The sequence below is a fragment of the Glaciecola sp. G7-5 genome (assembly GCF_055808975.1).
On sequence record NZ_CM147892.1, the window covers coordinates 4,240,381 to 4,264,372 of the forward strand.

General features: G+C 42.7%; 20 protein-coding genes. 7 read left to right on the forward strand and 13 right to left on the reverse strand.

Annotated features, from left to right (window positions below; translation table 11 throughout):
• Nucleotide 1 precedes the first annotated feature (1 nt).
• The 6 genes from sufC to AC0L6H_RS18755 are packed head-to-tail and all read left to right on the forward strand — an operon-like array spanning nucleotide 2 to nucleotide 4,634.
• Nucleotides 2-763, forward strand: coding sequence for a Fe-S cluster assembly ATPase SufC (gene sufC / locus AC0L6H_RS18730; protein ID WP_473390771.1), 762 nt, complete (start codon nucleotides 2-4; stop codon nucleotides 761-763).
• A complete protein-coding gene (sufD, locus tag AC0L6H_RS18735; RefSeq protein ID WP_473390772.1) occupies nucleotides 760-2,028 on the forward strand; it encodes a Fe-S cluster assembly protein SufD in 1,269 nt (422 codons plus the stop codon). The genes sufC and sufD overlap by 4 nt, the downstream gene beginning before the upstream one ends.
• Nucleotides 2,025-3,242: an aminotransferase class V-fold PLP-dependent enzyme gene (locus AC0L6H_RS18740; RefSeq protein WP_473390773.1), complete on the forward strand. Its 1,218-nt coding sequence runs from the start codon at nucleotides 2,025-2,027 to the stop codon at nucleotides 3,240-3,242. The genes sufD and AC0L6H_RS18740 overlap by 4 nt, the downstream gene beginning before the upstream one ends.
• A gap of 8 nt (nucleotides 3,243-3,250) precedes the next feature.
• The gene (locus AC0L6H_RS18745; protein WP_473390774.1) at nucleotides 3,251-3,607 is read left to right on the forward strand and encodes a HesB/IscA family protein; all 357 of its coding nucleotides are present in this window, start codon (nucleotides 3,251-3,253) and stop codon (nucleotides 3,605-3,607) included.
• 10 nt (nucleotides 3,608-3,617) lie between these two features.
• Nucleotides 3,618-4,193 carry a putative Fe-S cluster assembly protein SufT gene (gene sufT, locus AC0L6H_RS18750; RefSeq protein ID WP_473390775.1) on the forward strand — a complete coding sequence of 192 codons (576 nt, stop codon included), beginning with the start codon at nucleotides 3,618-3,620 and terminating at the stop codon, nucleotides 4,191-4,193.
• 21 nt (nucleotides 4,194-4,214) lie between these two features.
• On the forward strand, nucleotides 4,215-4,634 hold the full coding sequence (locus AC0L6H_RS18755) for a SufE family protein (protein ID WP_473390776.1): 420 nt from the start codon (nucleotides 4,215-4,217) through the stop codon (nucleotides 4,632-4,634).
• Between the two features lie 61 nt (nucleotides 4,635-4,695).
• Here AC0L6H_RS18755 and AC0L6H_RS18760 read toward each other — a convergent pair whose 3' ends face one another.
• The 4 genes from AC0L6H_RS18760 to AC0L6H_RS18775 form a co-directional block, all read right to left on the reverse strand.
• Nucleotides 4,696-5,607 (reverse strand): DUF4394 domain-containing protein, encoded by a 912-nt coding sequence (locus AC0L6H_RS18760; RefSeq protein ID WP_473390777.1) that lies wholly within the window; start codon nucleotides 5,605-5,607, stop codon nucleotides 4,696-4,698.
• A gap of 326 nt (nucleotides 5,608-5,933) precedes the next feature.
• A complete protein-coding gene (locus tag AC0L6H_RS18765; protein WP_473390778.1) occupies nucleotides 5,934-6,614 on the reverse strand; it encodes a Fe2+-dependent dioxygenase in 681 nt (226 codons plus the stop codon).
• A gap of 29 nt (nucleotides 6,615-6,643) precedes the next feature.
• Nucleotides 6,644-8,947 (reverse strand): TonB-dependent receptor, encoded by a 2,304-nt coding sequence (locus AC0L6H_RS18770; RefSeq protein WP_473390779.1) that lies wholly within the window; start codon nucleotides 8,945-8,947, stop codon nucleotides 6,644-6,646.
• 276 nt (nucleotides 8,948-9,223) lie between these two features.
• Complete coding sequence (locus tag AC0L6H_RS18775) at nucleotides 9,224-11,425, reverse strand: winged helix-turn-helix domain-containing protein (RefSeq protein ID WP_473390780.1); 2,202 nt, start codon at nucleotides 11,423-11,425, stop codon at nucleotides 9,224-9,226.
• 148 nt (nucleotides 11,426-11,573) lie between these two features.
• On the opposite strand from AC0L6H_RS18775, the gene AC0L6H_RS18780 reads away from it, so the two are divergent.
• Nucleotides 11,574-13,493 (forward strand): serine hydrolase domain-containing protein, encoded by a 1,920-nt coding sequence (locus AC0L6H_RS18780; RefSeq protein ID WP_473390781.1) that lies wholly within the window; start codon nucleotides 11,574-11,576, stop codon nucleotides 13,491-13,493.
• Here the strand turns inward: AC0L6H_RS18780 and fliJ are convergent.
• The 9 genes from fliJ to AC0L6H_RS18825 all read right to left on the reverse strand — a co-directional run bounded on the left by fliJ (nucleotide 13,490) and on the right by AC0L6H_RS18825 (nucleotide 23,858).
• On the reverse strand, nucleotides 13,490-13,939 hold the full coding sequence (gene fliJ, locus AC0L6H_RS18785; protein ID WP_473390783.1) for a flagellar export protein FliJ: 450 nt from the start codon (nucleotides 13,937-13,939) through the stop codon (nucleotides 13,490-13,492). The two genes, AC0L6H_RS18780 and fliJ, sit on opposite strands and share 4 nt — an antisense overlap.
• Nucleotides 13,936-15,294, reverse strand: coding sequence for a flagellar protein export ATPase FliI (gene fliI / locus AC0L6H_RS18790; RefSeq protein WP_473390784.1), 1,359 nt, complete (start codon nucleotides 15,292-15,294; stop codon nucleotides 13,936-13,938). The genes fliJ and fliI overlap by 4 nt, the downstream gene beginning before the upstream one ends.
• On the reverse strand, nucleotides 15,275-16,060 hold the full coding sequence (gene fliH, locus AC0L6H_RS18795) for a flagellar assembly protein FliH (protein ID WP_473390785.1): 786 nt from the start codon (nucleotides 16,058-16,060) through the stop codon (nucleotides 15,275-15,277). The genes fliI and fliH overlap by 20 nt, the downstream gene beginning before the upstream one ends.
• 42 nt (nucleotides 16,061-16,102) lie before the next feature.
• Complete coding sequence (gene fliG / locus AC0L6H_RS18800; protein ID WP_473390787.1) at nucleotides 16,103-17,146, reverse strand: flagellar motor switch protein FliG; 1,044 nt, start codon at nucleotides 17,144-17,146, stop codon at nucleotides 16,103-16,105.
• A gap of 8 nt (nucleotides 17,147-17,154) precedes the next feature.
• The gene (gene fliF, locus AC0L6H_RS18805; RefSeq protein ID WP_473390788.1) at nucleotides 17,155-18,849 is read right to left on the reverse strand and encodes a flagellar basal-body MS-ring/collar protein FliF; all 1,695 of its coding nucleotides are present in this window, start codon (nucleotides 18,847-18,849) and stop codon (nucleotides 17,155-17,157) included.
• A gap of 15 nt (nucleotides 18,850-18,864) precedes the next feature.
• The gene (fliE, locus tag AC0L6H_RS18810) at nucleotides 18,865-19,191 is read right to left on the reverse strand and encodes a flagellar hook-basal body complex protein FliE (RefSeq protein WP_473390789.1); all 327 of its coding nucleotides are present in this window, start codon (nucleotides 19,189-19,191) and stop codon (nucleotides 18,865-18,867) included.
• A 385-nt stretch (nucleotides 19,192-19,576) separates the two neighbouring features.
• Nucleotides 19,577-20,950: a sigma-54-dependent transcriptional regulator gene (locus AC0L6H_RS18815; protein WP_473390790.1), complete on the reverse strand. Its 1,374-nt coding sequence runs from the start codon at nucleotides 20,948-20,950 to the stop codon at nucleotides 19,577-19,579.
• A complete protein-coding gene (locus tag AC0L6H_RS18820) occupies nucleotides 20,943-22,253 on the reverse strand; it encodes a sensor histidine kinase (RefSeq protein ID WP_473390791.1) in 1,311 nt (436 codons plus the stop codon). Before AC0L6H_RS18820 ends, AC0L6H_RS18815 begins: the two co-directional genes overlap by 8 nt.
• Before the next feature lie 123 nt (nucleotides 22,254-22,376).
• On the reverse strand, nucleotides 22,377-23,858 hold the full coding sequence (locus AC0L6H_RS18825; RefSeq protein ID WP_473390793.1) for a sigma-54 dependent transcriptional regulator: 1,482 nt from the start codon (nucleotides 23,856-23,858) through the stop codon (nucleotides 22,377-22,379).
• Nucleotides 23,859-23,992: the final 134 nt, after the last annotated feature.

The following is a 23,992-nucleotide window of genomic DNA, read 5'->3' on the forward strand; positions in this document are numbered from 1 at the left end:
TATGCTTAACATTAAAAACTTACACGCAAGAGTAGAAGACAAAACCATTTTAAAAGGCTTAAACCTAGAGGTTAACCCCGGCGAAGTGCATGCCATTATGGGCCCAAATGGCGCAGGTAAAAGCACCTTAGGTTATGTTTTGTCTGGTCGCGATGGCTATGAAGTTGAGCAAGGTGAAGTCCTTTTTAACGACAAAGACCTATTTGAAATGGATATTGAAGAGCGTGCCAGTAACGGTTTATTTTTAGCTTTTCAATATCCAGTCGAGATTCCTGGCGTAAGCAATATGGAGTTTATGAAAGAGTCGGTAAATGCCACGCGTGAGCAGCGCGGTGAAGAACCACTTTCGGCCACTGAGTTTTTGAAAATGGCAAAAGAAGCCTGCAAGCAAGTGCAACTGCCTTTAGACTTTTTAAAGCGTGGTGTTAACGAAGGTTTCTCTGGCGGCGAAAAAAAGCGTAACGAAATTATGCAGATGATTTTGTTAAAGCCCTCGCTTTGTATTTTGGATGAGTCTGATTCTGGTTTGGATATCGATGCCTTAAAAGTTGTTGCCAACGGTGTTAATAGTCAGCGTGATCCAAAGCGTAGCTTTATCATCATCACTCATTATCAGCGCTTGTTGGACTTCATTAAACCTGATTTTGTACACATTCTTGCCAACGGTAAAATAGTCAAAAGCGGTGATGCATCTCTTGCACTTAAAGTGGAAGAAGAAGGCTACGCTTTCTTAGGTGAAGAGTTTGAAGGGGTAAGCGCATGAGCCAATGGCTAAGTAAGGTCATTGATGATGCCAAAGGTGTTAACGATTTTCTTGCACCTATGCGTCAGCAGGCCCTTGTAAAGTTAGAAACTGACGGCTGGCCCAAAGCCCGTAGTGAAGAATGGCGCTTTACGCCGCTATCGTCAATTAAAGATCGCGTATCTAATTCAAGCGAAAAAGATGCAAACGTCCGTGAGTATGAAGTTGAGCAAATCGCTGGTCTAGACCCTATTGACCTTGTGTTTGTTGACGGTATGTTGCGCACAGATATTAGCGAGCTGGCCCTGCCGAAAGGTTTACGTATTCACTCAATGAGTGATGCGCCAGCCGATGCACAAGAAAAAATTGCGGCCCTCTTTGGGCATATTAAACCAAGCCGTCATGTCTTTGGCTTGGTCAATGATGCGTTATGTGAACAAGGTGTCTATATCGCACTTGATGACAACTGTGAAGTTGATACTCCCTTACGAGTTATCAATATTGCCGCACAAGATTGCGACGCGCATACGCGCGTGCTAGTAAATGTTGGCAAAAACAGCCGGCTGAAAGTCATTGAACATGGCACGGGATCATCAAATAGTTTTACTACCGCATTTGCAGAGTACGTAATTGGTGAAGAAGCAACGCTAGAACATTATCGCTTTGCCTTTTTTACAGGTGCAGCAAAGCAAGTTGGCGGCAGTCATTTTAGCTTACAAGCACGCGCTAATTTAAACAGCACCTTTGTGTCTTACGGTAGCGAGTTATCGCGCGTAGACGTAGATATTATTCATGCAGGTCAGCATGCACATGCCAAGATGAATGCAATTTATTTGCTGGCTGAAGGCGAGTTGTTTGATATGCACTCGACCATTGAGCATGCGGTGCCAAACGGCACAACTAAAGAAAACGCACGCGGCATCATTGGTGACAGAGCGCGAGCCGTATTTAGTGGTCGTATTCATATTCACCGAGATGCGCAAAAAACCTTGGCTGAGCTTAACAACCGTAACTTGTTATTATCGCGCCGCGCCCTCATTAATACGAAACCAGAACTAGAAATTTATGCTGACGATGTACAATGTGCACATGGTGCAACTGTAGCTGAAATAGAAGAAAAAGCCCTGTACTACCTAATGAGCCGCGGAATTAAACGCTCTAAAGCACTCGTTATGTTAAACTTTGGCTTTATCCAAGAATTAGTTAATGCCATTAATAATGAGCCAATTAAACAGTGGCTACTACCCATGTTGAACGAGCGTTTTAGCAACATGGAGGTCAAATGAGTTTTGACGTAAATGCTGTTCGTGCTCAATTTCCTGTGTTGCAAAGAGAAATTAACGGCAAGCCATTGGTATATTTAGATAACGCGGCAACTACGCAAAAGCCGCAAGCTGTAATTGATGCCTTAATTGAGTATTACACGCAGTATAATTCTAATGTGCATCGCGGTGCACACCAATTGGCTGATGAAGCAACACGCGGCTACGAGAAGGCACGCGACACAGTAGCGAGCTTTATTAATGCCGAGCATCGCGAAGAAGTAATTTGGACCAGCGGTACCACTGAGGCAATCAATTTAGTCGCCAATGGCGTTGGGCAACTGTTTAAAGCAGGTGACGAAATTATTGTTACTGAACTTGAGCATCACGCTAACTTAGTAACATGGCAGCAAGCTTGTAAACGTAGCGGTGCCACATTAAAAGTATGTCCCATTTTTGATAGCGGTGAACTAGATATATCAGCGTTTGATTCACTGTTGAGCGACAAAACTCGGTTAGTCGCCCTGCCCCATGTATCTAATGCACTGGGTACAGTTAATCCGATAAAAGAGATTTGTAAAAAAGCTAAGCAATATGGCGCATGGGTATTGGTTGATGGTGCTCAAGGGATTGCTCACGGTAATGTTGATGTGCAGGCCATTGGCTGCGACTTTTACGCATTTTCTGGACACAAATTATTTGGTCCCACAGGTGTTGGTGTGTTGTGGGGACGAAAAGCGCTATTAGAAACATGGCCAGTATGGCAGACCGGCGGTGAAATGATTAGCGAGGTGGATTATCAGAGTGCAACTTGGGGTGCTCTACCTAACAGACTAGAAGCAGGCACGCCAAACATTGCTGGCGTCATTGGTTTAGGCGCCGCCGTTAAGTGGCTGTCGAGTCTCGATATTGAGGCCATGCAGGCGCACGAACAAGATTTGCTAGCCTACGCAAGCAAACTCGCTCAAGACATTGACGGGATGGAAATTGTAGGCACGGCACCCAATAAAGTGGGCGTGATGAGTTTTAAATTAGGCAATGCTCATCCTGCCGACATTGGTTTTATTTTAGATAAACAAGGTGTGGCGATACGTACTGGAGACAATTGTGCGCAACCGCTAATGAAGCGTTTAGCACTGCCCGGCACGGCGCGAGCGTCTTTTTCTATTTACAATACTTTTGAGGACATTGACCGGCTGTTTGAAGCACTCAAAAAAGCCAAAACAATGTTGATGTAGGAGCAGTTATGACTGTTGAAACTTTTGTACCCAATAAACAAACGATTACGCTTACCGATAGCGCGATAAAGCATTTTGAAAGTAAGCAAAAGGCGCAGCCTGAGAAAATCATTCGCTTTTCGACTAAGGTAAGTGGCTGTACTGGTTATGCTTATGTACTGGACCTTGTTGATAGCACTAAAGATGGCGATGAAGTAATTAAGTTCAGCGACTCCTTAAGCATTGCTATTGCCGAAAAGGCGCAAGAGTTGTTGCGTAATACTGAAATTGACTATGTGAAAGAAGGCGTAAACGGCCTGATTAAATACAACAATCCGAATGTGGTAAACGAGTGCGGCTGCGGTGAAAGCTTTAACGTAGGGTAGTAAACATATAATGCAACAGAAAATGGTTGTCACGGAAAGTGACTGCAAAGCGCGCTTAGTTCCTGTAGGCACACCAAAAATTATCCCTGAAGGTGAGTTTGTCACGATTACGCAAGACTTAGGCGGAAACTTCACCATTACGTGGCGCGGCAACATGTATCGCATCGACGGTACCGATGCACAAGCCATTGGCAGAAAGTCTTTGACGCTGTCATTTGAGCCACCAGCCGACGGCAATATAGATAAAGACCAAGTGTGGGAAGCATTAGAGTCGGTTTACGACCCTGAAATACCAATTAACTTGGTGTCGCTAGGGCTTATCTATAAGGTAGACATAGATAACAGCGAGAAGTGCGTTAATATCGACATGACACTCACCGCACCAGCTTGCGGAATGGGGCCGGTGTTAGTGGGTGATGTCGAATATCGAGTTGCTATGGTACCGCATGTTGAAAGCGTGAAGGTCAACCTCGTGTTCGATCCACCTTGGTCGCGCGACAAGATGAGTGAAGAAGCCCAGCTAGAAGCGGGTGTATTTTTTAAGTTGCTGTATACTGGCGCAAGCACCAAAACACCCGCATTGTAAATCATAGGAATAAACACAAAAATGCAATTACCAAGTAGCGAAGAAATCGTTGACGATCTAGCGTTTTTTGATGATTGGGAACAACGCTATCAGTACATTATTGACTTAGGCAAGCAAATACCCGGCCTTAGCGAAGAAGCCCGTACACCCGATAAAATAGTCAAAGGTTGCCAAAGCAATGTTTGGTTAGATTACCATTTACAAGGCGATAGATTCGAGTTTGACGTAGACAGTGACGCGGTTATCGTACAAGGTTTATTAGTGCTAGTGCTAAGTGCCTACAATGAAAAAACCGCTAAAGAAATAGTCGATTTTGATATCGACAATTACTTTAAAGAATTAGATTTAGAAAATCACATCACGCCAACCCGCGGAAATGGCCTACGCGCAATAGTCGGCAAGATTAGACAAATAGCGAGTGCTTCGTTAACGTCGAACTAAGATGAATTTCGTATTGAGTTTGTTTTGTAGCGGCGATGAGTACCGCCGCTACGTATTTTCTTTACTGCTTTGAGCGTGCGCGACGCATTAGCAAGAGTGCGCCAGGTATTAACAACAACAATGCGCTAGGCGCTGGCACTGATGTAATTGCAAAACCAGTCAATACATCGCCGTTTCCAATGTTACCGATAAAACTAGCTTGGCCATCTTGAAGGTTAATGTTGTAAAGCCCCGATATACCCGCAACATTCAGTAGTGCGTAGGCCATATTAGGACCACCTATGCCATCAATCGGTCCAGAGAATATATCTAAACCAGCCATATTACTTACGTCAAATCCGAGTGCTCCGACTGTGGCCAAGGTACCTGCGTTATTGGCTAGCGTTACTAAAGTGTCGGTACCTGAATCAATAGCATATTGTAGCGTGCTGCCACCTAAGTTAGCGGTAAAGCTATTGGTATATGCATTGGCTACTATTGATGGGTCTATTCCTTCACTTACATCCCCTGCTCCGTAAAACACGTTGTTCACTAAAGTTGTGCCGCCATCGTTTGGATTAAAAACGATGTTTAAATCAGTTTCAGTTACCAGTCTCATTCTGTCTATCGTTGGATTCCAATCGATATCTAGTGCATTAGTGTTAGTGGGATCATCCGCCAAAGTGTTATCAAATGCAGTCAGTGCGCCGCTCGTTTTATCAATAGTAAAATAAGCATTGCTGGCGTTGCTGTATGCAATTAAATCGCCGGTAGCAGGTCTAAAGTCAATAGCGGAAATTTGCTGCATTCCATCACCAATCTGGACAGAGTTTGTAGCGTTGGGGTTTGTCACATCAAATGAAACAAGATTACTGCCATTTTCGTTTAAGGCGTAGCCAAATAGTGCACTTGACGCCTGTCCACTAATACTAAGTAACATTGCAGATAGTAAAAGCAATTGCGATTTACGACCAATTATATTTTTGTTAAACATGTGTATTCCTTTTTTAGTTTATGCGCCTACAAGGTCAAAATGAACATTGTCACTTGTAGAAAACGCTCTTTTTTGTTGTTACTTTTTGTTGAGTATCGTAAACCGCTAGCTGCGACTTTCATCACAGCTCTAACCGTTGTTTTCTTTCATAAAATGCTTAAGACTTAAAAAAACAAGACCTTTTAGAGTCATTACTCTTACAACAAAACGCCCAAGTAGAATCATTGGATGCAACATTTTTTCACTTTTTACAAAAATATTTTTGACACAGTATGATTTGGCTATTTGGTGGCAATTAAAACCATTTTATCCAATCATAAATCAGCCTAAACTTGAGAATGAAGACGAATCAAGTTGTGATAAACGTGATGCATTCTATCTAGCGCTTCCCTTTCTATATGTTTGCTACTTACTAATCCTTGTATGCTTTGGTCTAGCTCAAACAAAATCTCGCGTGCGTGGGCGTCACTTACCATGCTCTGCATCCACGTAATTGCGGACAAACGAGTGCCTTTTGTTACCGGCGTTACTTTATGTAAACTGCTCGAGGGATATAGCACAGCGTCACCCGCTTTTGCGCGCACTCTTTGTTCACCATACTGGGTTTTAATGACCAACTCACCGCCTTCATACTCGTCTAAATGAGATAAAAACAAAGTCATAGACATATCTGAACGCAGCACATCATTGCTGTTTGGTATGCGCATAATCGCTGCATCAACATGAAAGCCATAGGTTTCACCGTCGCTATAACGATTGAAACACGGTGGGAAAATGCGATGAGGAAGTGCCGCTGAAATCAGAGTTGAATTGCTTCCAAACTTGGCTAAAAGCTGATGGCTCAATTGTTGCACTTGTATATCTGAATTGTCAGCTTGCCCGTTATTTTTCACTGAAGAAGCCATTCCCATGGCGGTTTCTTTACCGTCTTTAAAGGGTACTTGACTGAGCTCCTTCCTAAATGCTGCGACTTCACCTGCTGACAAAAGTTGCTCAATCAGTACCATTACTATTCTTCCTTATTTATTATTGCTAACTAAAATTCGTAGGTTAACGTGGCACGAACTGAGCGCGCGTCACCTAAATACATAAAAGCACCTGATCTGTATGCCGCGGTCCAGTATTCAGTATCGGTGACGTTACCGACATTTAGGCGCAGCGTCGTACTGTCAGACACACTATAATTTGCGAATAAATTTACAACCTGATAGCTCGGTACAACAATACTATAGCGGTTATTGTCGGCATCATAAGACGCCGCTGTGTCTGGCTGGCCTCCGAACATCTCGCCTTTGAACGTGTAATCGCCGCCAAACGCAAATTTTTCATTTAATTGATAGCGCAACTGAAAATATGCACTGTCGCCAGCAAAATTACTGAGCTCAAGACCAATGTTTGCTTCGCTGATTGATTCGAGTACTTCTGAGCTCATTTTAGCCGCGCTCACTTGTACACTTAACTTGTCAGTGATATTACCATTCATAGCAAACTCAATACCTTCGACCCTATTTTTACCCGTATTTAACGTACCTAAGGTGGAATATGCATCCCCAACACTTTCCATTACATCGTATTTGGTTAATTGAAACCACGCTGCTGCGATAAATAGTTTTTCGTCTAGCACTGACCATTTTGTGCCAAACTCAAGGTTTTTCACGGTTTCAGGATCAGCCAAGGATGCTTGCTCAGGATCACCACATAAACCACCGTAGCCGCAATTAGCGCCCAAGTCAGACTCTCCACCATTGATGTTTGTGGCGGTTGAATAGGTCGCATAGATATTGGCGTCTTCCATCAGGCTATACACGAGCCCAATATGTCCATTGTAAACATTGTCTTTATAAGCGTAGTCCAAAGCGTCGCCTCTACTTAGCACATCGTTACTATAATCAATTCGGTCTTGCCTAAGACCTAAAAAGACTTGCCAATCATCGCTAAGTGTCATGGTATCCATCGCATAAACGGCTACGGTGGTCGCTGAAAATAGCGCGTCAGAGGCCCCTCTCGTAACGTCACGCCCAATAATATTTTGAGGATCAGCGAATAAGTCACCAACACCATCAAGTAAACAATAACTTTCGCTTACGCCCCGCCGGCCCTCGGTTAAACAGTTTCTAGGGTTATTGTAGCTAATATCGTAAACACCGTTATCTACATTTTCATCGCTTACTTCTAAGCCAAATAATAAATTGTGTTCAATGCCACCGGTATTGATATCCCAAAACAAATTAAATTGCGTCGCAAAATAGTCAACATCTTGCCAACCTTGATGAGTGCTTAACACGATAGTGTCTGCGTTAGGTGCGCTTGCATCGGTTTCTGCTCGGGTCGTCCCGCGCGCACCAGTGGAAAGGTAGGCATTGTTGGTTTTACCAAAGCGGGTAGCATTATAGAACTTGAGCTTTGGACTGATGTCATATTCACTTCTCAGCGTTAACGCAAAAACTTCTGAGTCTAAGAAGTCTTCATTTTGCGCATAAACAGGAATATTCTCGACGGGCTCGCGCGTGGCTGAATCAAAATAAGAACCTAAATCAGGCGTATCTTTCGCTTGTAGATAATATGCGTCAGCATACACGCTGAGGTCATCAGCATTATCGTATAAACCTGACAGCAAGGCACCCTCTCTACTGCGTGCAATGCTAGTGCGATTAGGAGCATCTTCTTGTGTACTCAACAGGTTTATGCGCGTAGCAAAATTTGTTGCAATGGGCGTGTTGTAGTCAAACACCATGCGATAATGCTCGTCTGTACCGATTGATGCATCTACTCGACCAAAATTATAAGCGGTAGATGCTTTTTTAGTAATACTGTTAACGGCACCGCCAGAAGAACCTCTGCCGGCGAATGTTGAGCTAGGGCCCTTCGTAATTTCAACTTGTTCGGTTGCAAAACTTTCTCGGGTTGTCATACCTGGATCACGTAAGCCATCAACAAACACGTCTGAACGTGCTTCATGGCCACGTATTATGTAGCGATCACCAAAGGCATTGCCATTTTCCCCCGTGCCAAGGGTAACACCTGCTTGCGCGGCTAGGATCTCTTTAAGATCGGACTTTCCTGATTCTTCTATTTGGTCTTTGGTTAATACCGTGATCGTTTGCGGTGTGTCTAGTAGTTCGCCAATGCGACGAATGTCACCAGATTCTTTTACACTGTAGATAGAATTGCGGACACCATGGACCTTAATGAGTTCTACAGCTTCGCTGTCGCAATTCTTGCTATCTCCTTCGCATGTTGAGTCTAGTTTATTGGCAAAAGCTGGTGTGTGTGAAAAAGCAAGTGCTGCGAGAATAGAACCTGATCCTAATTTGTTAAATGTGCTGTTTTTTACAGGCATTGTTTATTTTATCCCTTAGTTGAGTTAACGATTCAGGCAAAATACTAATGCAAACTTTTTTAAATGTAAACCTTAATGATAATTATTCTTATTTGCATAAAGGTGATATCTGGAACTTTACAATTAACGGATTTTAGAAACAATACGGTAGTTGACTTGTCTAGCCTTGATACTACAAAGCCAAACTACCTTAAAATGTGGGCTAGGAGGTGCAAGCCCTCGAAAAATCAATTGGCAATGAGATACTCCTAAATAGAGATTAATTAACTAAATCCATCACCATTGCATTTTTATAATATTGCTTTGTGCGCCAAGGGATTCTACCAATAATACTTTTTCATGTGAGGGGTGAACATCAAAGCTAAGCCGAAAGCGGTTTTGCCCCGTTGATGCACATTCTGGCTCAGTCTCCGCCCCTAGCGAACTTAAGGCCAGCATACACAACTGGGCCTCTCGACCTTGGTTCTTTGAGAAATACAATGTGTCGTTAATAGCTTTGAAATTATGCAGACTGGGTGACGTTAACTGTGTTAGAGCGCGCATTTTTTGCCACTTATCATTTTTGTTCTCTAACAGCCAAGCCATACCTTTTATATCAACACCCACTGCGCGCATGGAATTTTCGTCAATTGCTTGGAATGCGGCAAAACCTGAAATGACAGCGCGGCGCTCATTTGTTTGTGTGTCATACAAAATAATAGATGGTAAATTTTCTGACATACTGGTCAGGTAGATATGCCTGTTATTACTATGCCAGCTTGGGTTGTCAACGCGTTCAAGCGCGTTTGTTAAAAATACGGGGTTTGAAGAAACAGCCTCAGTACTTAATAAAAATAAGCGCCCATCGGCTATCCCTGCTAACTTACTAGCATCAGCAGAAACCGCTATAGCACTGAGTTGAAAAGTACCCTCAAGCTTGCCTAAAGTGTCTATTTGGCCGTTGGCGTTAAACTTATTAAACACAAGCTCTTTATCAAGCAATGAAACATACACTAGGGCACTTTTAGAGAAATTGTCGTCTTTACTTTTGTCATGCAAATAGCGAGGAAAGTCTTCTGCACCTGAAAGCTTAAACAATCTCCCGCTTTCAATAATCGGCTCGCTCGATATGCTATTGAGTTTACCATCAATAGATTGATTTTTAGCCGCAATTCTTGCCTTCAATAGCGCAAGGGGTGTTTCTTGAATATCGAGGAAATTGCCGTTATGTTGGCGCAGAATATAGCAGCGTTCACCACAACTATTAAACACATCTAAGCTATTTGGCGGCAGGCTTGGAGAATGTTCGAAATAATCCGTGTTCAATATGTAGCGACTATTTTGCCCAAAAAAACTACTTAAAATAATCGCTTGATCATTTGTTTGCCATGCTAGTTTGCTCGCCTGAAACGGCAACACTTTATTGACTAACATACTGCCTGTTTGCTTTTCTAAAACCAATAACGATACTTGTTGTTTACCTACTTCTCGTAAAATAGCAAGCTTGCTGCCATCGTGAGACTGTTTCGCAAAGTAATCGCCACGACCCGCAACATTCGGATTGGAAATCGCTTTTAAACTATCGTTTTCAATCGAATATTCATAGATGCTATGTTGACGGTTTGGCCGCATCTCGTGTGACAGTATCAAACCGGATTGGTCGTGGGTCCATTCAATAACAAACTTGTCTGCTAGTTGTGGATTGTTGAGTGTTTTTACATCAAGTATGTCGCCAAACTCGTCAAATTCAGCAATATGCATGCTTTGTTCATTGTCGCTATGCCTATTAAAGGCTAAACGCTTGCCATTTTTTGACCATGCTCCATTGCTATAGTTTGCATCATCCCAACTTAAACGCTGCACTAAGCCGCTGTTTAAATACTTAAGGTAGAGTTGTTGTGGGCTGTTTCTAGCATCGCGATGCAAAAAGGCAAGCTTATTTTGTGCTTGGTGAAAGTCTGCATAAATCTCAGAACCTGGAAGCGAAGTTAATAAGGTCACACTCACATCGCTACTGTGATTTTTGGGGGATTTTGTTGAAAGCGTCTTAGAAAAAAGTTGAGGCCAAATTGCATGCAAACTTGCCCCTAGTAACAACAATATGATGAACAGTAGTAAAGCCCTGCGGAGAAATCGACGGCCTTGTTTCGTAGGTTCCGCGTTTTTTTCAATCTCTACAGGAGCTAACCATCTATACCCTTGCCGAGGTAGCGTTTTAACAAAACGAGGCGCTTTCGCATCATCGTTAAAAATATCGCGGAGCTTTTTAATCGCAACCCTAATGGCTTCATCGCTGACTGGCCTGCCTGCCCATACCGCATCTTGTACTTGTTGGCGGGTCACTACATTGCCGTAATTTGAGACGAGTAAAAGCAATAAATTAAACTGTTGTGGTTCTACTTTTATGTGTTCGTTTTGGTAGCTCAGCCGCTCACTTAAACTATTTAATCTATATTCACCGAAAATATATACATGCTTTTTTTGATTATTATTGACCATAAAACAGTGACTTATAATTAGTTAACGTTTGTTAACATCGTATTGTTGCACAGCTTTACTATATATCACAAAACTTTCGTTGGCTTTTGCTAAGGCAAAGCTTAGAACTAATAAGGTCAATTATAAAACTAACTAAGGAAAGACCATTGTGACCTGTATTTTTAATTTTATAGCATTGCGCCTAGCAACTATGCTGGGTAAAAAAGTAGCTATATTTGCTTTATGCCTAATAAGCTTTTCAGCCAATATCGCGTTTGCGCAATCTCCAACTCAAACCGATGCACTCACTAAATTAGATTCAAACATTCAAGACATTATAAAGAAATATAACATCCCTTCTGTTGCCTTTGCCGTGTTCGTTGATGGGCAACCTACACATATGCAAGCTTATGGCATGGCCAATAAAGAGGCGCATAGTAAAGCAGAACTGTCTACCCAATACCGCATTGCATCAATTAGTAAAATGATAGTTAGCATTGCCATTATGCAATTAGTTGAAGCCGGTGAACTAAATCTTGATGATAATATTTCTGATTTACTACCGGATTTAGCTTTTAAAAATAAGTGGGCAGCTAGTCACCCCTTACAGCTAAAACACGTGCTTGAAAGTACCACGGGATGGGATGGAATATCGTTGCAAGAGTTTGCTTACAATAATCAGCCCCCTCTTGATCTAACAGCGACCTTAAATGTAAATCCTAACAATAGGGAATCAAGGTGGCCACCCGGCACGCGTCATGCTTATAGTAATGCGGCAGCTACAGTCGCTGCGCTAATTGTTGAAAAGAAAACAGGTCAGAGCTTTTATAGTTATGTACAGCAACATATTTTTACGCCTTTAGAAATGAAAAGCGCAAGCTATTCAGAACCGCATGAAAATAGCGCTGTAGGTTATAAAAACGGTAAGGCGGTCGTACATAAAAACATTCTGTTTAGACCTTCAGGCGCTTTAGTAATGAGCTTGGAAGACATGGCTAGATTAACCACGTTGTTTATAAATCGTGGGCGTGTAAAAGATAGCGGCGATGTATTTCTGCAACCTAGTACAATTAAAAGAATGGAGTATTCACATACAAGCAATGTAGGCGAGTTTGCTGCAGGTTATGGCTTATTTAACTATGCGCGTTATTACGATGGTGTTCGTTATCGAGGCCATGATGGTTCCCTACCAGGTTGGTTGTCAGAACTTTCCTATTCGCCAAAGCACAAGGTTGGTTTTGTGGTATTACAAAACAGCGAAAATGGACGCGCTTTTCGCGAAATTGTGACAGCTATTAGCACGCATTTAGCCGAAGGTTTTAATACACAAACTCCAAACACTGCAGATGTTTCCACGCAGTGGGAAAATATGTCAGGCTACTACCGCTACCAAAACCCGCGCTTGCAAAAACGCTTTTTTGTTGAACGCTTAGTTTCAGCATATCGTCTACAGATAAAAGGGAATAGTGCTGTTTTCACTAGCGTCTTTCCGCCAGGGTGGAAGCGTCAACTAAGCTATCAGGGCAATGATACTTGGCAAAATGAGAAAGGTGAGGAAGTACTTAAGTTAGGTGAAGATCCCATCGCCGAAAAAGTAATCCATTATGGTGATAGAGTATTTGTGCCAATTTCAGCAATCAACGCATGGCTAGATAAAACCGTATTGCTAATTTGGGGCATATTATTGTTGACCATGATTTTACATAGTCTATTTTGGCCAATTCAATATTTACGCGGCAAGTTTAGCAACCCAGATGATGCCTTGTCTGCAACTCGCGCCGTGCGTTTTCGTTTGAAGCTTTCGCTCGCGTGTTGGAGTGTTGTCTTGTTTTTACTCTTTTTGGGCTTAGGGATGGCATCGCCAATCGAAAGGCTTGGGCATATTGGCTTTTATTCATTAGCTTTGTGGCTAACATCGTTACTGATGTTTATTGCAACAGTGTGGGCAATTTACTCTGTATTTATTGCACGCAAATTTAGGCTTCCGCGGTTTTTGTATATTTGTAGTGTGGTATATCTGCTTGTTCAAGCAGTGGTAGTTGTTTACTTGTTGTATTTCGGCGTAATTGGAATTAGGTCTTGGACTTAGAGGTAGCTAGGTTTTCTGCTTGCTCGTTGGGTTGCGATTTCGTCAAATAGCTTTTGCTCGAGCTTGTTTTCTGCGGCTTGGGCATGGCGCTTTTTTACGCCTATTAAATGCACAATAGCTTTGTGCTTTTGTTGTTGTGCTAACCACTGGCGTTTGCGCTGGTCAGCAACCAATACCGATTGGTTTATCACGTGAACTTGTTGTTCACAGGCTTTGTCTAATTGCGATATAAACTGGTGATATTGGTTCATTGATTTTGCGCCAATTCCCTTCGCGGCTTTCACGCGAATGCCATGCAGGTAGTCGAGTTTATAGCGTTCAAGGCCTGACAGTTTTTGTTGGTTGGCTTGCAGATGCGCGTTTGCTTCTTGATATTGCCGTGCAAAGTGTTGCTCTCTTTTAAGTTCAACCTCGGCAACTAACATAAGTTGCTTGATGCTGCTCAACGAGCACCTCTATTAGCGCCCGAAGCCGACTCGATTCCAGAGGCCAAGGTGCTGACGGTCTCGAGTGTAGTGTCCATATCAACAATCTGTTTTACGCTTTGTTGCAAAAAGGCCGCAATCGCCGGCGCTGCCGATATTGATAAATCAATATTTGGATCGCTTCCTCGCGCATAAGCGCCAATGTTGATCAGATCTTTGTTTTGTTGATAGGTTGAATATACCCGCTTAATTGAACGCGCTTGCTTGTCGTGCTGCTCACTTACCACTTGTGGCATAACCCTCGAAATTGATGACTCTACGTCAATTGCAGGGTAATGACCTGAATCCGCCAACTCTCGTGACAATACAATATGGCCATCTAGAATTGCGCGGGCTGCATCAGCTATCGGGTCTTGTAAGTCATCGCCCTCAGTTAGCACCGTATAAAAAGCCGTAATTGACCCTTGCAATGCAGTGCCGTTTCCTGCCCTTTCAACTAGCGCTGGTAACTTGGCAAAAACAGAAGGTGGATAGCCTTTGGTTGCGGGAGGTTCGCCAATTGCCAAGGCAATCTCACGCTGGGCCATGGCATAACGCGTCAAAGAATCAACCAGCAGCAATACATTTTTGCCTTGGTCTCTAAAATATTCAGCAATGGTAACCGCGGTTTCACTGCCTTTTAGTCTCATTAATGGTGAAGTATCTGCAGGAGCAGCAACCACTACTGCTTTTTTCCGCTCTTCACTGGTCAGTATATCGTCTATAAATTCTTTAACTTCTCGTCCACGTTCCCCAATTAAACCAACCACAACAACATCGGCTGTAGTGCCTCGCGTCATCATTCCTAAAAGAACACTTTTACCCACACCACTACCAGCAAATAAGCCCATTCGCTGACCTTTACCAACGGTAATCATGGCGTTGATGGCGCGTACACCAACATCTAGATGAGTGTTGACAGCTTTGCGAGTAAGCGGATTGATTGGCGCTGGATGTGTTGACACTCGGTGCGTCGTGTTAATAGGACCTAAACCATCAAGCGGTGCGCCGTTTGCGTCAATTACGCGTCCTAACATCGCTTCGCCAACAGCTAAACCGGCATCACTTGAAATAGGCTCTACAAATGAACCTGGCACAATACCTTTAATCGATTCTGTAGGCATGAGATAAGTAATCTCACCGGCAAAACCCACAACTTCCGCTTCAACTCTACCTTGCAGTGTTTGCACCAAGGCTCTGCCACCCACCGGTATTTGGCAACCTACAGCTTCAAGCGTTAAGCCGACCCCGCGGACCAATTTGCCCGCACTGACCGACTGACTTGTATAAACGGTTTCGTTAATGGCTCTAATTTTTTCAGCGAGTGCGAGGGTCATCAGCTAGACCTTGATTGAGTAGTAATTGGGAGAAAACTTGTTCGCTTCTGCGCTCAATTGAAACGTCCACAGCATTGTTGGTGGTATTTATCTGGCATCCACCGCGCGCTAATTCTGGTGATTCTATTAATTGCCAACCCGAGTCACTTATATGTTGTTCACCAAAGTGCTCGTTTACAATAGCAATGTCTTCGGGGTTTAGGGTGATTTGATAACGGGCTTCATTTAAAGGAAGGGTTTTAATTCCCTGAGCAATCGCGCTCACTATAATGTCAGGGTTTTGTTGTACGTCGGTCTTGATAACGGCTTTTGCTAAACTTGTGGCTAATATCACCAGTTCATTTTTTACGTCATCGTTAATTTGTTCTGCTGGGGCTTTTAGGTTGTCGATTAATGCTGACAACACAGATAATTGTTCAGCAATCTTATCTTTCGCTTCTGCTAAGCCCTCGGCAAGTCCTTGCTCTTTGCCTTCTATATTACCCTGTTCTTTACCTGCTTCTAAACCTTCTGCCTGGCCTTTTGCAAAGCCTTCTTCATGACCACTAACAAGCCCTTCTTGATAAGCTGCCGCTCTAATCGCTTCAATTTCTTGTGCGGTTAACGGTTTTACCTCTTCTTCTTGCTCAGGTGCTTCAAACTTCCAGCGGTTTCTTGGTCGATTCAGCGCATCGGTTTTGGTATCCAATTTGGCTTGCTCGTCATCTACTGAAGGCAAGTTCCATAATTGGGCTTCGTCAAAGCTTGAATCTCTGCTATCGGACATAGTGCTGCTTTTTCATCCTATTGCTACTTATAAAGCGAATGCTTATACAAACTCTTCGCCGCCAGACCCACCCAGCACAACTTCGCCTGCATCAGCTAAACGCCGGGCAATGGATAGTACTTCTTTTTGTGCAGTTTCTACTTCACTAAGTCTAACTGGTCCCATTGCTTCAATATCATCAATGAGCATTTCTGCTGCTCGTTTGGACATGTTACCGGTGATTTTGTCACGTAAGTTATCATCAGCACCTTTGATGGCTCGCATTAATGTTTCTTGCTGAACTTCACGTAAAATCGCTTGAATTCCGCGGTCATCAACATCAATAAGGTTGTCAAATACAAACATCAAGTCTTGAATTTGCTGACTCATTTCTTCGTCTTGTTCTCTGATGGCTTCCATCAGTTGACCTTCTATATTGGTGTCTAAGTAGTTCATAATATTTGCCGCGGACTTCATGCCGCCCATTTTGGCAGCTTGAGCACCCGCTTGACCCGCAAATTGTTTCTCCATGATTTCATTTAATTCTTGCAGTGCTGCAGGCTGAACTTCTTCTAAGTTAGCAACACGCATTAGCAAGTCTAATCTGACTTTTTCTGGGAACTGGGCCAATATTTCAGCAGATTGCTCTGGCTCTAAATATGACATAACAATCGTTTGGATCTGGGGATGCTCATTGCGGATAATATTGGCAACTTGCTTTGAATCCATCCATTTAAGTGATTCGAGTCCTTTGGCACCTGAACCCGCCAATATTTGGTCAAGTAAATGGGCGGCCTTGTCTTCGCCAAGCGCCGAAACCAATGCTCGACGAACAAAATCTTCACTCTTAAAGCCAATGGTTGAGTAGTTTTGGATTTCTTCAATAAAGTGCTTATGCACCGCTGAAATTTTGTTCTGCGTCATGTCGTCCATTGCAGCCATTGCAGAACCCAATACTTGTACTTGTTTGGGCTCCAAAAATTTCAATATTTGTGCAGCATCATCTTCAGACAAACTGAGCAATAAAATAGACGCTTTTTCGATACCGTCTAATTTACCAACGTCGTATTCTGGAATTTCTTGTTTTTCTAATTCGTTTTCAGCCATGATTTTTCCTATTCGTCTTCAAGCAACCATCCGCGCACAACTTGTGCCGATAGTTCAGGTTCATTTGCAACCAAAGCGCGTACTGCTTTTAAGACATCTTCATCTCGGTGTAAATTAGGTAACATTAGCGATCCATCGGGTGAGAAGCCTACTTTCGCTTCGTCAAAGTCATCACTTAAGACATCCATCGCCTCGTTGCCTAAATCTAAATCTGAATCATCAATATCGTTATCAACAAAACCGCCATCTGGGAAGATAAGTTTTTTCAGCATTGGCCGCACTACTGCCAAGATAAGCACGATAATGACGCTGGCACCCAAGAACAACTTGAAAATCGACATAAACCACGGTTGTTCCCATATCGCTGGCTCTTTTATCGAACTAACATCAATGCGATTAAAAGGAATACTAACCACTTCAAGTGAGTCACCACGCGTAACGTCAAAGCCCACGCCGCCTTGTAGTAAGCGTCTTATATTGAGCAATTCTTGTTGCGATAAGGGCGTTGAAACGACCGCCCCTTCAGCGTCTACAGTATTCATGTGGTCAACGGCGACAGAAACGCTTAAACGGCGAATAATGCCAGTTTGATTTTTAGTATGGCTAATAGTGGTATCTAGTTCGTAATTACGCGTAGATTCTTTGCTGCTATTGCCAGGCACGGGAGTTGCGTTAACCCCGCCGCTGGCCTCTTCAGGTATATTTGCATCGGCTGGAGGCTGGTTAGTTAACGCTCCAGGCACGCCCGCAATAACACCACCAACAGAGTTTTGTTCGGATATCATTTCACTGCGTACCGCTGGCATGTCGGGGTTATAGCGACGCTGAGTTTGTTCAACAGAGGTAAAATCCATACTGACGTCTGCCGTTGCGGTATAATTATCTCTGCCAAGAACGGGTATTAAAATGGAATCTATTTTTTCCAAGTATTGCATTTCGCGGGTTCTTTCAACCTCATATTCTTTTCTTGCTCGAGAGCTCACAGAATCTGCAGAACCTGAATTTAATAACCTGCCGTTGCTATCGGTTACCGTCACCCTAGACGGGTCAATTCCCTGCACCGCAGAAGCAACTATATCGACGATAGAATCTACTTCTTCACCCGACAAATAAGCGCCTTTTCGCGCAGTCACCACCACAGTTGCACTTGCTTTCGATTCGCGTCTTGCAAACACGTTTTCTTTAGGAATAGCCAATAACACGTTAGTCTTTGCGACTGAATCCATAGTCTCAATGGTACGTGCTATTTGTTGCTCACGAGCATGCTTTAAACGTTCCATTTCAACGCGTTGGCTTACACCAAAGCCCATGTCTTTCATGATAATGTCGGTACCCGCGCTACTTTCATTGCTAATACCTTGACGAACCATACCTAATTTAACGTCTTTAAACTGACTGTCTAAAACATATATGGTATTGCCTTCAATCTTGTACTGTATTTGGTTTAGGTCAAGATGATCCAGAGTTTCAATCATCTCTTGCGGCGGCATTTGCACTAAAGGACGGTAAGTAGGTTCTTTGGACCAAATAAAGATAAATATGGCGATGGCCACACAGATAACAATAGTTACTATCATTGTTACTTGGCGGATGGTTTCTGGATTAGTTAATGTATCGAGCAGCTGAGTTTTGCCTGCTGGGGCCATTTCTGTCGATTCATTGTCATCTTGAACCGTTAAATCTGTGCTTGTCGCTTCAGCCATGTGCGTAACTTCCTATTATACCGGCATGTTCATTATTGTTTTATATGCTTCAAGTAACTTGTTGCGCACCTGCACGGTCGCTTCAAAGGCAATGGATGATTTCTCTTTAGCTACCATTACGTCTACTAAGCTTAAATTTGGATCGCCCATATCAAAACGGGTCTGTACTGAACGAGATTCACTTTGCATCCCATTAACATTGTCGATGGCCTGACCTAACATGTCAGCAAATTGACCCGCTCCGGGACTTTTTTCAATGCGCGTTAAAGTGTCTGACGACCCTGTAATTTGAGACGCCATCGCCTGCATTTCTTGGTATAGGGCGTTTGCTTTGATGTCCATACGTAAACCTCTTAATATTTTGAAAGGTCACAATAACGAAATATCGTTGTATTTATGACTCTTTTGCGCTGTATGCAGTAAGTTAAGCAAAGACAATGCCAAGGTGAGATTTACATGGCAAGTTATCGTAATTGGCGGCAATTATTAGCCAACAAAGAAACTAAGAGGTATTTTTGAACAAAAAAAACCGCCCATAGGGTGGGCGGCAATAGGTTCGACATCCTGTCTGACTGCTTACAAAAAACGGGAGGGTTCTTCATACTTTGTCTTTTTACCTGTCTTTCGGTTTACGCCTTCGGCGTTACAAAAAGTTGCTAATACCAAGTAAAACGAACTAAATTCTTGGGCGCGAGTTAGTAATTTGACTATCTCGCAGCGACACATCTTATGATGGAAGATCTATGCCACTTTCGCGCATTTTCGCTAATTTATAGCGTAGCGTACGCGGGCTAATACCGAGCTTTTCTGCAACGTCTTTGCGTTTGCCGTTGTAGGTCTGCAAGGCATCCAAAATTATTTGATGTTCTTGCAAGCGCAATTCTGAACCCAGTAAACTTTTATCGTCGTCGAGATTATTTACTTGAGGATTAAATGACTGACCAGAGTCAAAAATTTGTTGACTATCTGGCTCTATCAACAAATCGCTGCTGTCAATTACCTGACCATTGGTCAAAATAAGTGCCCGTTGAATGACGTTTTCTAGCTCACGCACATTCCCAGGCCAAGTGTGCGTTGTTAATTTATGTACTGCACTGGCAGTAAATTCAGGTACTGTTGTAGCAACTTTACCTTTTATGTTCACCAAATGATGGCTTAACAAATGCTTCGCTAACGGCATAATATCGCCAACACGCTGATGTAATGGCAGCCAAGTAATAGGGAATACATTTAAGCGGTAGTATAAATCTTCTCTAAATTTACCTTGGGCAACCGCTTCTTTTAAATCTCGGTTACTTGTTGCTACAACGCGTACGTCAAGTGAAATAGTTTTTCGGCCACCTAAGCGCTCTACTTCTCTCTCTTGTAATACACGTAACAGTTTTGCTTGCAATGACAAATCCATTTCTGTTATTTCGTCTAGTAAAATGGTGCCTTGTTGGGCTTGCTCAAACTTGCCCGGACAGGCTTGAATAGCGCCGGTAAAAGCCCCTTTTTCATAACCAAACAAGGTCGCTTCTAACATGTTTTCAGGAATTGCAGCGCAGTTGATAGCCACAAAAGGCGCATCTCGGCGGCTTGATTGGTCATGTATAAAGCGAGACAAAACCTCTTTACCCGAGCCGCTTGGACCTAGCACCATCACGGTAGCATCAGACGCTGCAACTTTACTGGCTAAATTGAGTAAGTTAATACTCGATTCGTCACCGGCTATTGGCGTGCGTGACTCTACTTTTTGTGCAGGCGCATAACGACCAATCAAATTTAATAAAACTTGCGGCGCAAAAGGCTTAGAAAGATAGTCAGTCGCACCATCTCGCATAGCTTGAATCGCGTCGTTCACATTAGCGTAAGCGGTCATCAATACGAAAGGTAAATTAGGGTATTTATTTTTCACACTCTTTAATAAAGACAAACCATTCATGCCTTCCATTTGAATATCACTGACCACTAAATCAAACTGACTTTCGGTAAGTTTAACCATTGCACTTTGTGCACTTTCAACCGGAGTTACTTGGTATCCGCCCAATAATAAAGTGTCTACTAAGGCTTCTCTTAGCCCGTGATCGTCTTCGACTATCAGTATTTTGGTTTTACTCATGGGGCACTCCTGTTGATTTATTTTGGCTTGCTAATGCTGCACTAGCAAATGATGGAAGTTCTGATTTATTGGGCTTATGCGTTGGAATATACAAAGAAAAATAAGCACCGCCGTGTTCATTATTACCGCATTTAACAAAGCCCTTATGAGACTTTGCTACCGTGTTTACAACTGCAAGTCCTAAGCCTGTACCTTGGGACTTTGTGGTGTAAAAGGGTTCGAACAAATGATTGATGTCTTTAGATGCTAAGCCCTTGCCGTTATCTGCAACGGTAAATACACAATATTCTTGTTGGTCCGAATTCTCGATAGTTTGGCTCAACCAGATTTGCGCTTGGTCAGCACCGCTTGCATTACTAATATCTGTATTTGATGCATTCTTTTGCTGCTCTAAAGCCTGCATTGCGTTTGAAATAAGGTTTGTGATAGCGCCAGTAATGGCCGTTAAATTACCCAGCACCTGGGGAGTTTGTTGAAGCATATCGGCGTTTTGATGAGTGCAACTTAAGCTTGGCTCAGCTCTACTGTCGTTGACATTATGTACCAATACATTTGCTTGTCTTAGCTGTGCTTCGGTCTGCGCTAGCGACTGTTCCATTATGTCTCGCGCACCTAGTGTTGAAACAATTTGTTGATCGGAGCTTTTCGCAAATAACAGCATATCGTTAACTTGGGATTCGAGCTCTCTGAGCCTAAGCGTCAACTTTTCACTAAACCGTGATGCCATTTCATTTTGCAAAGGCATTGCTTTTAAGTTTTCTGCATATAAAAGTGCTGAGGATAAAGGCGTTCGTACTTGATGAGCTAATGAAGCAACCATTTTACCAAGCGAAGATAAACGTTGCATATGCCCGACTCTACTTTGTAATTCGCGGGTTTCGGTAAGGTCGGTAATCACGATTAATTGACCTTTTTCTTCGGTCAATGGGGATATATCAATTTTTACTTTTTTGCCATTGGTCATAGAAACTTCATGGCCATCATCTTCTTTAGGTGCAAAAACGCGACTTATTACATCTCGCCATGCTTCGCCTACTATTGGTTCACCTAAAAGATTAATTGCTTGTTGGTTAGCAAGCGAAACGACGCCTTTTTTGTCTAAGACCAAAACACCGGCTGGCATAATAGAAAGCAGGTGTGAAAAACGTTGATGGTTGTCTGGGGTTTGTTCTTTATTATTTTGCTTGGCGTCAACTTGATTGCGCAATACCGCAAGTTTTACCGGCGCAGAAGTGAGAGTGTCGCTTTTGCGATGCTCACCTGTATTTAATCTAACTTCATTTTTTGGAACAGATACCAACATAAAAAAACCAGTGCGTTGTACTTCAATACACTGGCTAATGCATGGCTCATGCCAAAATTAAACTGTTTTATATCAATGGTTTATGTAATTTCACTATGTCAATTTACTGACAAGCTGTTCAAATTATTGACCATCTGCTTTTTCAGCACGTGCAATTTCATATTTACGCATTTTTTCTACAAGCGTGGTCCTGCGCATCCCTAATTGGTCTGCAGCCCTTGCTACCACCCAATCTTGTTGGTCTAAGGCTTGTTTGATCATATTTATTTCTAAATCTGACAAATATTCTTTTAGATTAACACCATCGGCGGGCAAGTTTGCGTCAACAGAATTCGTGTCGGGTTGCGCATCAGATATCAGCTGACTTGTGCCCTCATACTTAAACATGGCGGTAATTGCGTCACGCTCTTGTTGCTCATTCACGCTAATATCGCTTTCATTTTCGTTTTCAGTATTTGGTTGACCGTTTTCATCAAACTGATATTTATGCGGTAAATGATGAATATCTACGACCTGAGATGGGTGCAAAATAGACAAGCGCTCTACTAAGTTAGACAACTCTCTGACGTTACCAGGCCAGCGGTGACGCATTAACGACGACATTGCTTGCTGCGTAAAACGTACTGGCGATTGTTTGTTGTTTTCTAAGCGTGTGACTAATTCTTGTAGCAACAAGGGAATGTCTTGAGCACGTTCGCGTAAGGCCGGCGTTTCAATTGGAAATACGTTTAAACGATAGTATAAATCTTCTCTAAAACCACCTTCTAAAATCATTTCTTCTAAGTTTCTGTGGGTAGCGGCAATAATTCTGACATCGCATTTTATAGTTTTAGCGCCACCAACGCGTTCAAAAATTCGCTCTTGTAATACGCGTAATAACTTAACTTGCATCTGCAGCGGCATATCACCAATTTCATCTAAGAATAAGGTTCCGCCTTCGGCTAATTCAAAGCGTCCTTTACGCGCACTAATGGCACCGGTAAACGCGCCCTTTTCATGACCAAACAGCTCACTTTCAAGTAAGTCCCCTGGGATTGCTCCGCAATTTACTGGTACAAAAGGGCCTTTTTGGCGTTTAGACATATAATGAATATTACGCGCTACTACTTCTTTGCCTGTACCTGACTCACCTAAAATTAATACATTTGCTTCTACTGGGGCAACTTGTTCGATGAGTTCACGTACGTCCGTTATCCCTTTACTGTTGCCTACCAAGCTACGAAACAGTTTGGTTTTACCGGTAACTAATGACGAAAGTGGACGGTTCGCTTTATGGTAGTCGACGCTTTTATCAAGGAGCTCTTGTAAGCTTGGATAGGTAATGGGTTCATACAACGAACCTATCAAGTTTTTAAACTCTCGCTCACCGCTTAACTGAAAGCCGATATTAATAAAGGGGCTTTCTGGAAATTTCTCAATCACGTCTTCAGCGACTTCGGGGACTTCACCATCTATCAAAATAGCAGTCCAAGAGTTACTGCCAGCGATCACTTCTAGGCATTCGCTGTACTCACAAATATGTGTATTTTCGCCAAGAAAAGTCAAAATGATTTGTAGATTATGTTTGCGGGTTTGACTGTCGCTAACAACAAGAATTTCGCTCATACTGCCCCATTTTTATTTTATTTGATGCATAGGTTTTAGAATCAACACCTTTAATACTATCTAAAAGTGGGATCGATAACAGCAAAAATGTGTAAATAGCCCAAGAAAAAGGCTGTTTCCTATGAAATAATTAA

Coding starts and splice junctions, on each gene's coding strand:
- sufC (WP_473390771.1), top strand. CDS start 2: ATGCTTAACATTAAAAACTTACACGCAAGAGTAGAAGACAAAACCATT.
- sufD (WP_473390772.1), top strand. CDS start 760: ATGAGCCAATGGCTAAGTAAGGTCATTGATGATGCCAAAGGTGTTAAC.
- AC0L6H_RS18740 (WP_473390773.1), top strand. CDS start 2,025: ATGAGTTTTGACGTAAATGCTGTTCGTGCTCAATTTCCTGTGTTGCAA.
- AC0L6H_RS18745 (WP_473390774.1), top strand. CDS start 3,251: ATGACTGTTGAAACTTTTGTACCCAATAAACAAACGATTACGCTTACC.
- sufT (WP_473390775.1), top strand. CDS start 3,618: ATGCAACAGAAAATGGTTGTCACGGAAAGTGACTGCAAAGCGCGCTTA.
- AC0L6H_RS18755 (WP_473390776.1), top strand. CDS start 4,215: ATGCAATTACCAAGTAGCGAAGAAATCGTTGACGATCTAGCGTTTTTT.
- AC0L6H_RS18760 (WP_473390777.1), bottom strand. CDS start 5,607: ATGTTTAACAAAAATATAATTGGTCGTAAATCGCAATTGCTTTTACTA.
- AC0L6H_RS18765 (WP_473390778.1), bottom strand. CDS start 6,614: ATGGTACTGATTGAGCAACTTTTGTCAGCAGGTGAAGTCGCAGCATTT.
- AC0L6H_RS18770 (WP_473390779.1), bottom strand. CDS start 8,947: ATGCCTGTAAAAAACAGCACATTTAACAAATTAGGATCAGGTTCTATT.
- AC0L6H_RS18775 (WP_473390780.1), bottom strand. CDS start 11,425: ATGGTCAATAATAATCAAAAAAAGCATGTATATATTTTCGGTGAATAT.
- fliI (WP_473390784.1), bottom strand. CDS start 15,294: ATGACCCTCGCACTCGCTGAAAAAATTAGAGCCATTAACGAAACCGTT.
- fliH (WP_473390785.1), bottom strand. CDS start 16,060: ATGTCCGATAGCAGAGATTCAAGCTTTGACGAAGCCCAATTATGGAAC.
- fliG (WP_473390787.1), bottom strand. CDS start 17,146: ATGGCTGAAAACGAATTAGAAAAACAAGAAATTCCAGAATACGACGTT.
- fliF (WP_473390788.1), bottom strand. CDS start 18,849: ATGGCTGAAGCGACAAGCACAGATTTAACGGTTCAAGATGACAATGAA.
- fliE (WP_473390789.1), bottom strand. CDS start 19,191: ATGGACATCAAAGCAAACGCCCTATACCAAGAAATGCAGGCGATGGCG.
- AC0L6H_RS18815 (WP_473390790.1), bottom strand. CDS start 20,950: ATGAGTAAAACCAAAATACTGATAGTCGAAGACGATCACGGGCTAAGA.
- AC0L6H_RS18820 (WP_473390791.1), bottom strand. CDS start 22,253: ATGTTGGTATCTGTTCCAAAAAATGAAGTTAGATTAAATACAGGTGAG.
- AC0L6H_RS18825 (WP_473390793.1), bottom strand. CDS start 23,858: ATGAGCGAAATTCTTGTTGTTAGCGACAGTCAAACCCGCAAACATAAT.